The sequence below is a fragment of the Phytobacter palmae genome, assembly GCF_039409775.1.
GTDB classification, from domain to species: domain Bacteria; phylum Pseudomonadota; class Gammaproteobacteria; order Enterobacterales; family Enterobacteriaceae; genus Phytobacter; species Phytobacter palmae.
On record NZ_JBCIVJ010000014.1, the window covers coordinates 157,701 to 169,465 of the forward strand.

An 11,765-nucleotide genomic window follows, 5' to 3' on the forward strand; every position below is an offset into this window, starting at 1 on the left:
TATCGCTGCGCTAAACACTCGCGCTAACACCCCAGGGTGTTGGCAGGTTTTGCACAAGATGATTACAGGCATTTTCAGCATGAATATTTCCCGTCAGGAACAACGTACCCTGCATGTCCTTGCCAAAGGCGGTCGCATCGTTCATACCCGCGACACGTCCGGGCGCGTCACTGCCGTTGAGTGTTACACCCGTGAAGGGTTATTACTCAGCGACTGCACGCTCGCCGTCTTCAAAAAATTGAGACGCAAAAAACTGATCCTCTCGGTAAATGGTCAGCCCTATCGCATTAACCGTACCGGTCTCAGCAATGTCCGCGCACAGTCGGACAACCAATAATTTGTATTAAGCCCCCCACCAGCGAGTGGGGGGTGTTGCCGACAGAATATCCCTTTCAGAGTGGTAAGGATCTTCTTCCAATATATTCTTCTGGCCCGCCGAGTTTTTCCTTGCTTGCTATACTGCGACACATTAAATTACAAAGAATTAACAGTAAGTTACATTTAGCTTCGTTGCATAAACCCCATATTAACAAGGGGTTATACAGGAAAGGCAGATAAGCGTGATGAAAGTGAATGTGTCAATTTATCGCTGTACCCTGGGGCTGTTTCTACTAAGCTCACTGTTTTACATGACCCAGGCCCTGGCTGCCGATCCGCTTCTGACCTCTCCTTCCGCTGGCGACACCGCGCAAACGCATACCGATAATCAGGCACGCGGCATTCTGGTGGCCGTCGATCAGGCGACCCTCTCCAGCGAACTGGCTGGACGCATTGTGGAGATGCCATTCAGGGAGGGCGAAGCGTTCAAAAAAGGGGACACCCTGGTGCGCTTCGATTGCAGTATTTATCAGGCGCAGCTTGCCGCATCACAGGCGGCGGCCAGAGCAGCCGAAGCTGAACTCAGCCAGAACCAACAGCTGGCGCAACTCAAGTCTGTCGGCAAGCACGCCGTGGCGCTCTCCGCCGCGCATTTAGCCCAGGCGCAGGCCGAAAGTCAGGTGTATCAGATTCAGGTGAACCGCTGTCGTATCACTGCGCCATTTGATGGCCAGGTCGTGAAACGCCGCACGCAAACCTTCGAAAGCGTAGCCCAGGGCACGCCGCTGCTGGATGTGGTGAACAATCGCCACCTCGAAATTAATCTGCTGGTCTCTTCTCGCCTGCTGTCCGTGCTCAAACCTGGATTGACGTTTACCTTTACGCCGGATGAAACCGGTAAACCGTTGCAGGCCAGCATCGCACGGCTCGGGGCGCGTATTGATGAAAGCAGTCAAACCATCGGTCTTATCGGTACGCTGGTTAATGCCGACGCCAGCCTGATGGCGGGCATGAGCGGCACGGCGCAATTCCCGGAGGCGAAGTGAGTACTTCCCCTACGTCGGCTACAGCCAGTGCGGCCGTCTTTGCCCGTTTTCTTGATATCGAACAGCAGGCCAGGGCCGCTGCCAGCAGCGAAGAACTGGCGTACTGCATCGTCAACGACAGCCAGCCGCTGTTCGGTTATCGTCACGCCGCACTCGTTATTAACGGTCGGGTGCGCGCGGTAACGGGTGTCACTCAACCTGCTCCCCACGCGCCGTTTGTGGCGTTTATCGAACGTGCCTGCGCCCGTTTGCAGGCGGCCGACGGCAAACCGCTCAACCAGTGCGGCATCATTGAAGCGGCGCGGCTCGACGAACAGAGCCGCAACGACTGGCTGACCCTCTCCGCCCCCGAAGCCCTGTGGTCACCGCTTAAAGACCGCCAGGGAGAAGGGTTTGGCGGCATCTGGTACGCGCGCGAACAACCGTGGCAAAACGCTGACCGGGTGCTGGCTGAACAGCTTGCTGGCGCATTCAGCCACGCGTGGCTGGCGCTGGAACCGCAAACCAACCGCTGGCATCACCGCAAAGGGCGCTGGAAAATCGCTATTCCTTTGCTTGTATTGCTCGCCTGCCTGTTTATTCCGGTGCGCCAGTCCGTGCTGGCGCCAGCCGAAGTGGTTCCTTACCATGGGCGTGTGGTCGCCGCGCCGCTGGACGGCGTGATCCAGTCCTTTGCCGTGCAGCCAAACCAGAGCGTACACCAGGGTGATCTGCTGGTTCGTTTCGACGACACCACCCTGAAAGCACAGGCCGACGTTGCCGAGCGCGCGCTCAATGTTGCCGAAGCGGAGTTTCGCGCCAGTTCGCAGCGCGCCTTCCAGGATGCTGACTCCAAAGCGAAACTCGATTTCCTGGCCGCACAGGTGGCGCAAAAACGGGCCGAACGCGACTACGCCAGCGCCCTGCTCAGCCGTACTGAAATCCGCGCCGAACGGGACGGTATTGCCGTCTTTGCCGATGCCGACCGCTGGACTGGCAAACCGGTTCGAACGGGTGAGCGCTTAATGGAACTGGCCGACCCGGCGCTTGCTGCGCTGCGCATCGAACTGGATGTGGGTGATGCCATCAGGCTAAAACAGGATGCGCCCATCACTCTGTTCCTCGACAGCGACCCTATCACCCCGCATGCGGCCAGGCTTGAGCGCATCGCCTATGAATCCGAACAGACTCCCACAGGCAACCTTGCTTATCTGCTTGATGGTCGATTTAACGATGCCCCGCCGCGTATCGGCCTGCGCGGAACGGCTAAATTGTCGGGCGAATATGTACCGCTGGCGGTCTATCTCTTCCGTCGCCCGCTCTCCGTGATCCGTCAGGCAATCGGCCTATGAGCCCACTACTTCCGGCGCTACGCCCCGATCTCCAGTTAGCAGAGTCTGCTGCGGGTATTAACGGTGCGCCGCAATGGGTACTGGCAGACCCGCTTACCGGTCGCTATTTCACGCTAACACCCACGGCTATCCGCCTGCTGCGCCACTGGTCCCTGCGCCTGCCACAACAGGTGCTTGCGGCAGCCAACCAGGAGCCGGGCCTGCCGCTAGAGGTTAAAGAGCTGGAGCAATTGCTACATTTTTTACGCCAGCACGATCTGGTGACTTCGGGCGATGCCGAACAGCGTCAGCGTTACCTCCTTAAAGCCCGCGCCATGCGCACCAGCCTGTGGAAAAAAGTGCTGCACCAGTATCTGTTTTTCCGCATTCCGCTCTGGCGGCCCGATCCGCTGCTCAACCGTTGCTGGCCCTGGCTTAAGCGCTATGGGACACCACTATTGATGGGGGGGTTCCCGCTTTTCCTGGTACTGGGACTCTATCTGGTCAGCCGTGACTGGGTGCGTTACACCCACGCATTCCCTCACCTGTTCAGTCTGCAAGGGATGGCGGTATTCGGGGTGTCGCTGGTGATCGCTAAATTCATACATGAGCTGGGCCACGCCTTTATGGCCAAACGCGCGGGCTGCCGGGTGCAGAGCATGGGGGTAGCCTTTATCGTACTGTTTCCGCTGTTCTATACCGATGTGAGTGATGCGTGGAAACTCAAGAATCGACGAGCGCGTTTGCTGATTGGCGCAGGCGGTATTCTGGCCGAAGTGCTTCTGGCCGTTTTCGCGCTGCTGGCATGGACGCTGCTGCCAGACGGCCCTCTGCGTACGGCCGCGTTTATGCTCTCCAGCGCCACCTGGATAACGACGCTGGTGGTTAACCTCAACCCGCTGATGCGCTTTGACGGTTACTTCTTGCTAAGTGATTTCTGGCGGGTGGAAAACCTGCAGGAACGGGCCTATGCCCTGTGCCGCTGGCGGCTGCGCGAGGCCTTATTTGGCTATGGTCATCCGGCACCGCATACCTGGTCGCCGTCGATGCAGCGCAAACTATTGATATGGGGCTACGCCTCATGGATATGGCGCTTTTTCCTGTTTTTCGGCATTGCACTGATGGTGTACCACTTTTTCATTAAAGTGGTGGGTATTGTTTTGATGTCGGTTGAAATTGGCTGGTTTATCGCGCTTCCGGTGGTAAAGGAGGCCCGTGTCTGGTGGTCCATGCGTAAGAATGCTCATCCCGTTAAGCTGTTGCGTTCAGGTCTGATTCTGGCGGCAGTATTGGTGCTGCTGCTGTTTCCCTGGCGCGGCAGCATTCGTATTCCTGCTGTGCTGGAAGCAGAAAACGTCAGCGCGCTGTACGCCCCTATTCCTGCGCAGGTTAAAGCGCTCTACGTCACTGACGGCCAGCAGGTGCAGGCCGGTGAGAAACTGCTGGATCTCACCTCGTCCGATTTGGACTACCGCATCAATATCGAACGTCAGCAAATTGCTATTTTGCAACAGCAGCGGCAGCGGGGAGCCGGACGTCAGGAAACCGCCAGCGAAACTCAGGTGCTTGACCGACAACTGGCGGAATCATTGGCCCGCTATCGCGGGCTGGATGCGCAACGCCAGCGTTTGTCTCTCACCGCGCCGCAGGCAGGCCAGGTGAGGGATGTGGCGCGAGATATGACGCAAGGCCGCTGGCTGACATCGGATATGCCTTTGCTCCGTGTGGTCGGGCAGGGTTCAGGAAAAGTGCAGGGGTATTTACCCGACGATACGCTGGAACGCGCGAAAGTGGGGATGCAAGGCTATTTTATCGCCGATGACCCCGCCTATCCCCGCCTTGTCGTACAACTGAAAGACATTGCACCCACCGGTGCCGCCTGGTTACAGCAAGAGATGCTGGCGTCCGATCGCCACGGTCCGATCGCCGTGCGTCGCGACAGGGATCATAATCCTCAACCCGTGCAGGCGCAGTACAGTGTGCGTTTTGCAGTACAGGAGGGACAATTCTCGCTACCACAACAGCCGTTACGGGGCAGCGTAATGCTGGAAGGGGAAAAGGAATCAATTCTTGGCGCGGTATGGCGGCGGATTGCGGCGTTGGGTATTCGGGAAAGCGGATTTTGACAAGAACAGCTTGATATATTTTACGGAATATATCCTTTCACGTTAACCGGAAACTACCAGTAGTTATTACCCCCGAAAGCCAGTAAATGAAGGTCTGAGTATGCCTTTGAAAAATAACAAAAATTATAATTGCACTCTATTTCCATTTATTTAATTTGAATTAGGTAAGTAAGTTGATGTTTTTTTATGTATGTAAATCTTACTGACTGAGCTATATTCCTGATGAACCATAAATGTTTTTGCCTCCCATCGTTATCTTACTATTTTGTTCTGTCCCGAATTATAAGGTTGGTTATTAATAACATTTGATCTTAATAAATCAGCTATTCCTCCAGGAGGGATCTGTATGAGAGATATTCAGCGTTTATTTGTTAAATCAGCCATTACTACCGCCCTCGCCGTAACTATTTTTCTACCGCAAAGTGCTGCAGCCTGTAACGACGAATCCTATACCGGCACAGTGTGTTCTTTTGCTACATCTTTTTGCCCGCGTGGCTGGCTTCCGGCTAACGGTCAGACGGTCCCTATCAACAGCTATCAGGCATTGTACTCCCTGTTGGGGTTCCAGTTTGGTGGTGATGGCTCAACCACCTTCGGGCTACCTGATTTGCGCGGACGTTCTGTCGTCGGTACGGGCACCGGTTTGGGGCTACCGGCCGTTAATATCGGGCAGAAAATCGGTAATCCGACGGTGAATGTGACGGTGCCTTTACCCGCGCATACCCACGCCGCAACCTTCACTGCAACCACATCGAGCACGACGGTAACCGTCCCGGCAACACCCGGTACCGGACTGACGGTTAGCGGCCAGACTATCACCAATACGCACGACCTGACTGCATCGACTTCCGGCTCGTTGAAAATTGCGGGTGGGTCTGGTGTTGCCGGTAGTGCGTCGTTACCCACCAATGGCGCAATACTGGCTAAACCCGCGCTTGGCGCACCAAATATTTATAATCCTGGCGCAACTGCCGATACTACATTAGGGCCTAGCCAGACGTTAACTGGCCCGGTAAGCGGCACCATCACGTCGTCGATTAGCGGCGGTACGGTAACGGGTACGCCAACGATTCCATCGTTCCCGGTAACGATACCGACAGTGACGGGTGGAACTGTCGCGGTAGGCGCAGCAGGGGTGCCGCAGCCGGTGGTCTCGGTGGCAACCCAATCGCCTTCGCAGGGGCTGACTGTCTGTATTATGGCCAATGGCCTGTATCCAACGCGGCCATGATTCGTGGCTAACAGGATTGTTCTCTGACCAACTCTCTGAAAAAACAGGCCAGTTCGGCATAACGCAGGCTGGTCTGTGTTGTAAATAAATCTACTCCTGAAAGGTATCCTTATGTTGTGGCGTCATTGGCTGGGCAAAAAAAGTCGTCAGGTTCCGCAAGGTGCTGCAAGTCATGAGCAGGCACCTTTGGGCGTTATGCTGGAAGCGCGTATGTTGTTTGATGGTGCTGTCGCCGCCACGGTTGAGGCTGCTGCCACTCAAAATACAGCGACGCAGCCAGCCGCGTCGCATACGGACAGCGGCCAGTCCGGGCAAAGTACCACCGATACGGCCAGTCACAGCACCGATGCGACGAGCAATGTTGATACAACCGCCCACAATACGGATACCCAGAATTCGAAGACCGTAGCAGACACCAGCGTTGCGGTCGCTACCGGCAGTAGCACACATAAAGAAGTGGTGTTTATTGACACCGCAGTGGCAGATTACCAGCAACTGGCCCGCGGCGTGAAAGACGGGGTTGAGGTGGTATTGCTGGATGCCAACAAAGATGGGTTAAGCCAGATAACGCAATGGGCGCAAACCCACACGGGTTACGACGCCATTCATATCATCAGCAATGGTGGCGAAGGCCAACTGACGCTCGGGGGCGTCACATTGACCGACAGTATGCTCGCTGCGAGAAGTGCTGACCTGACTACCATCGGCCAGTCGCTGACTGCGTCCGGCGATATCCTGCTTTATGGCTGTAATGTGGCGCAAGGAACACAAGGGCAGACTTTTATTAGCGACCTGGCAGCGCTCACCCGGGCTGATGTGGCAGCATCCACTGACCTGACCGGGTCGACAGCGTTAAAAGGTGACTGGATGCTGGAATCGCAAGTCGGTCAGATCACGACCGACATCGCGATAACTGCCGCCACACAGAGGGATTATTCCCACGTGCTGGATACCTTTACGTTTGAGACGGGTTCTGGCGGCGGTAGCGGCAATAACCAGACCTGGCAGGAAGGGGGACATACCCTACATTTCGATTTTGTCGGTAACGTGCTGGCTGGGCTAAACAGTGACGGCAATAGCCTAATCTATGATGTGCAAACGGATGGTTCCAGTTCGTCAAATTCGCTGACCTTCACCATCAGCATTCCCGGCTATGTTTTTGATTTGTCTTCACTGGACTTATTGAATGCCGATGGCACCGGGAACATGAATTACACGATTTCATCCAGTAAATCGACCGCTGGAGACAATCAGAGCGGAGTACTGCCATTCCCCGGTGCGTTGACTTATACCACTATCAGCGGCTTTAACGGCAATTTTGTCGGCGTGTCTTCCATTACCATCACGACATCCGGTACCAATGAGTACTATCTGGATAACCTGGTATTGAACAATATTCATGCCGCCTCCCCGGTAGATGCGACATCGACTGTGACCGCCGGGCCATCTGGCGAAGCAACGACATTTTCCACTACCGCGACATCAGCGGCCAGCGCCACCTCGCTGCTGGACTTTACCCTTACCGACCTCGGTACATCTGATGGTTCGGCCACCAATGTCAGTCAGTTCTACGCTAACGTCAGTGGTACGGCGACATCATCAGAATTGAGTAAGATGACGTTCCTGCTCAGTGGCCCGGATGCCACAAACGTCGTCGGCACGTATGACAGCAGCACCGGCAGAGTCACGTTTTCCAGCTTAAGCCTGTCGGTTGCGAATAACAGCAGTGAAACTTACACCATCAAGGCGTATTACAACGACAATACCAGCAGTAACGACATTACCGATCACCACACGGTGATATTGTCGGTAAATGCCAGCAATTTCACCACGGTCTCCGGTGGCTCAACGTTCGCCAGTAGTCAGGCCAACGTGAACAACGGCAGTGGTGCCAGTATTGATGTGGCAGCAACCAAACTCATTTATAGCCAGTCGCCGTCCACCTCAGTGGTCAGTGGCATTAACTTCACCACCCAGCCGGTGGTGATTGCCGTTGACGATCGCGGCAATATCGATACGGATTTTAACGGTTCGGTGACATTAAGCGAGAATGGTAGCGGGTCGCTGACGGGCACCACTCAGGTGACCGCCTCAAACGGTATTGCCACCTTTAGCGGCGTGAAGTACACCTCGGCCAGTGATGGTGATGCTAACTTCGTGCTGACGGCGGCATCCGGTAGCCTGGTCAGCGCCACATCTGCATCGATCAATCCGGATGTGGTGGCGACGCGGCTGGTTTTTTCCACCCAGCCCGTTCCCACGACAATCCAGAACGGACAAAGTGCCAGTTTTACCACCGTTCCGGTCGTACAGGCGGTCGATGCGAATGGCATGGTGGATCAGGATTACACCACCAATATCGTGCTCTCGGTGACTGACCCTAACGACAGCGTCGTCGATGGTACGGTCAACAGCCTGGCGGTGACCTCCGGGGATCATGATGCCAGCGCTACGACGGTAACATTAACGCCGTCTGGCGGTATCGCTACCTACACCGGACTTATCATACAGTACACCAACAGCGGCAGTATCAATACGCTGGCACTGCGCGCCACGTCAGGTAGCCTGACGGCGGTCAACAGTTCGTCGATCATCTCCACCGTCAACACCGCCCCTGTCTTTAGTAACCTGAATGGTGGAGCCACCTATACCGAAAATGGCAGCGCGGTGGTGATAGACAGCGATGTCACTGTTGCCGATACCGAACTGAATAATCAGGGCAACTATAACGGTGCCTCTATTTCAATCGCCCGTAACGGCGGGGCGAATAGTGTCGATATCTTCGGCAATAGCGGACTGTTAGGGGTGCTGACTCAAGGGCAAAACTTCACCTATAACGGTACGGCGGTGGGTAGTGTCACGGCGAACTCCTCCGGCACGCTGACGCTGACGTTTAATAGCAATGCAACCTCGGCGATAGTGAATGCGGTGCTGCAATCCCTGACCTATGCCAACAGTTCTGACGATCCACCGTCCAACGTGACGCTTAACTGGACCTTTAATGACGGCTCGCTCAATAGTAGCGGCACCAATCAGGCGGTGCTGAATATCACGCCGGTCAACGACGCACCGGTCATCAGCAATACGTCGATCAGCAAGACTTTCAACGAGGATAGCGCCCAGACCTTTAGCGCTACCGATTTTGGTTTCAGCGATGTGGACAGCGGCGACACCCTGCAATCCATCATTATCGTCACAGCACCAACCGCCGGTGAGCTGTTTATTGACGCAAACAGCGATGGTGTCCGTGGCGTCGGCGATACATTACTGGGCAATGGAGCGGTGGTCAGCGCGGCTGATATCAGCAAACTGACCTTCCGTCCGACCGCGAACGCCAACGGCACGGGTTATGCCTCCTTTAGCTGGCAGGTGAGCGATGGCACGGCGTTGTCCGCTAATACCGGGACGATGACACTCAACGTAACGCCAGTTAACGATGCGCCGATCATCAGCAATACGTCAGTCAGTAAAACCTTCAATGAGGATAGCGCCCAGGCCTTTAGCGCTGCCGATTTTGGTTTCAGCGATGTGGACAGCGGCGACACCCTGCAATCCATTACTATTGTCACCGCGCCGGGCGCCGGTGAGTTGTTTATTGACGCAAACAACGACGGTGTACGTGGCGGCGGCGATACATTACTGGGCAATGGTTCTGTGGTCAGCGCGGCTGATATCAGCAAACTGACCTTCCGCCCGACCGCGAATGCCAACGGCACGGGTTATGCCTCCTTTACCTGGAAGGTCAGCGATGGCACGGCGTTGTCCGCTAATACAGGAACGATGACCCTTAACGTAACGCCGGTTAACGATGCGCCAACGCTATCCAGCGGTGCGACGGTCATCCTGACATCCACGACGGAAGATGCAACATCATCCGCCACCACAGTATCGTCATTGCTCAGCAGTGCGGGTTATGGGGATGTGGACAGCGGGGCGTCCAGCGGCATCGCGATTACGGCGACGGTAGGGAACGGTGGCTGGCAGTATTCCACCGACAGCGGGGCTAACTGGTTCAATATCGGCACGGTCTCCAGTTCAGCAGCACTGTTGCTCGGATCGACGGCGCAACTGCGTTATGTACCGGACAGCGCCAATGGTGAAACCGCAACCCTGAGTTTCAGCGCGTGGGATCAGACCAGTGGTACGGCGACAGCAGGTAGCAGCAAAGGTCTGGCAGATACATCGACCTCTGGCGGCAGCAGCGCGTTCTCCACCAACAGTGCACAGGCGTCGTTGATGGTAACCAGCGTGAATGATGCCCCTACCGTAGCGAGCACGGTCAGTCCCCAAAGCGCCACCAAAGATACAGCGTTCAGCTTCGCCGTACCTGCCGGTACTTTTGTCGATGTGGATAACGGTGATACGTTGACGCTGAGTGCGACACTGGCAGATGGCTCGGCACTGCCGGCCTGGCTGATCTTTAACCCATCTACCGGAACCTTCTCTGGCACGCCGGGCTACAGTGATGTCGGCAACCTGACGATTCGGATAACCGCGACTGACGGCAGTAATGCCTCGGTCAGCACTACCTTTGGGCTGACGGTGAATAACAGTAATCTCCCGCCCGTGGTGTCCACCCCGGTGGCCGAACAGACCATTGCACAAAATGGCAGCTTCAACTTTACCGTGCCTGCGGGAACCTTTACCGATCCGGATATCGGCGACACGCTGACCCTGAGCGCGACCCTCGCCGACGGTTCGGCGCTGCCCGCCTGGCTGAGCTTTGACCCGGCTACAAAAACCTTCTCCGGCACGCCGGGGAATGGCGACGTGGGCAATCTGACCATTCGGGTGACGGCTACCGATGGCAGCAATGCGTCGGTCAGCACCACCTTCGGGCTGGTCGTCACCAATGTGAATGATGCGCCAGTGGTTTCCGGATCTGTTCCGCCGCAGAGCGTGGCGCAGGATGGCAGCCTGAGTTTTACCGTGCCTGCGGGAACCTTTACCGATCCGGATATCGGCGACACACTGACCCTGAGCGCGACTCTCGCCGACGGTTCGGCGCTGCCCGCCTGGCTGAGCTTTGACCCGGCCACAAAAACCTTCTCCGGTACGCCGGGGAATGGCGACGTGGGCAATCTGACCATTCGGGTGACGGCTACCGATGGCAGCAATGCGTCGGTCAGCACCACCTTCGGGCTGGTCGTCACCAATGTGAATGATGCGCCGGTGGTTTCCGGAACTGTTCCGCCGCAGAGCGTGGCGCAGGATGGCAGCCTGAGTTTTACCGTGCCTGCGGGAACCTTTACCGATCCGGATATCGGCGACACGCTGGCCCTGAGCGCGACCCTCGCTGACGGTTCGGCGCTGCCCGCCTGGCTGCGCTTTGACCCGGCCACTGGCACTTTCTCCGGCACGCCGGGGAATGGCGATGTGGGTAACCTGAGCATTCGTCTCACCGCCAGCGATGGCAGCACCTCGGTCAGCACCACTTTTGCCCTGACGGTCACCAACGTGAATGACACGCCGGTGGTTTCCGGATCTGTTCCGCCGCAGAGCGTGGCGCAGGACGGCAGTTTTACCCTCACCGTCCCGGCTGGCACCTTTGTTGATCCGGATGGCGACACACTGACCCTGAGCGCGACCCAGGCAAACGGCAATCCGCTGCCCGCCTGGCTGCGCTTTGACCCGGCCACTGGCACTTTCTCCGGCACGCCGGGGAATGGCGACGTGGGCAATCTGACCATTCGGGTGACGGCTACCGATGGCAGCAATGCGTCGGTCAGCACCA

Annotated in this window: 6 protein-coding genes; all 6 read left to right on the plus strand. The window is 56.5% G+C overall.

The window, feature by feature from the left end; translation table 11 throughout:
• Nucleotides 1–79 precede the first annotated feature (79 nt).
• On the plus strand, nt 80–337 hold the full coding sequence (locus tag AAIG39_RS17525) for a YjhX family toxin (protein WP_090081840.1): 258 nt from the start codon (nt 80–82) through the stop codon (nt 335–337).
• Nucleotides 338–563: 226 nt separating this feature from the next.
• The gene (locus tag AAIG39_RS17530; protein ID WP_425503334.1) at nt 564–1,364 is read left to right on the plus strand and encodes an efflux RND transporter periplasmic adaptor subunit; all 801 of its coding nucleotides are present in this window, start codon (nt 564–566) and stop codon (nt 1,362–1,364) included.
• Nucleotides 1,361–2,695 carry an efflux RND transporter periplasmic adaptor subunit gene (locus AAIG39_RS17535; RefSeq protein WP_090081225.1) on the plus strand — a complete coding sequence of 445 codons (1,335 nt, stop codon included), beginning with the start codon at nt 1,361–1,363 and terminating at the stop codon, nt 2,693–2,695. Before AAIG39_RS17530 ends, AAIG39_RS17535 begins: the two co-directional genes overlap by 4 nt.
• A complete protein-coding gene (locus AAIG39_RS17540; RefSeq protein WP_343194377.1) occupies nt 2,692–4,800 on the plus strand; it encodes a site-2 protease family protein in 2,109 nt (702 codons plus the stop codon). Before AAIG39_RS17535 ends, AAIG39_RS17540 begins: the two co-directional genes overlap by 4 nt.
• Before the next feature lie 346 nt (nt 4,801–5,146).
• Nucleotides 5,147–6,031 (plus strand): phage tail protein, encoded by an 885-nt coding sequence (locus AAIG39_RS17545; protein WP_090081221.1) that lies wholly within the window; start codon nt 5,147–5,149, stop codon nt 6,029–6,031.
• A gap of 111 nt (nt 6,032–6,142) precedes the next feature.
• Nucleotides 6,143–11,765 (plus strand): putative Ig domain-containing protein (locus tag AAIG39_RS17550; RefSeq protein WP_343194378.1); only part of this gene is annotated, 5,623 nt, incomplete at its 3' end.

Coding starts and splice junctions, on each gene's coding strand:
- AAIG39_RS17530 (WP_425503334.1), top strand. CDS start 564: ATGAAAGTGAATGTGTCAATTTATCGCTGTACCCTGGGGCTGTTTCTA.
- AAIG39_RS17525 (WP_090081840.1), top strand. CDS start 80: ATGAATATTTCCCGTCAGGAACAACGTACCCTGCATGTCCTTGCCAAA.
- AAIG39_RS17540 (WP_343194377.1), top strand. CDS start 2,692: ATGAGCCCACTACTTCCGGCGCTACGCCCCGATCTCCAGTTAGCAGAG.
- AAIG39_RS17545 (WP_090081221.1), top strand. CDS start 5,147: ATGAGAGATATTCAGCGTTTATTTGTTAAATCAGCCATTACTACCGCC.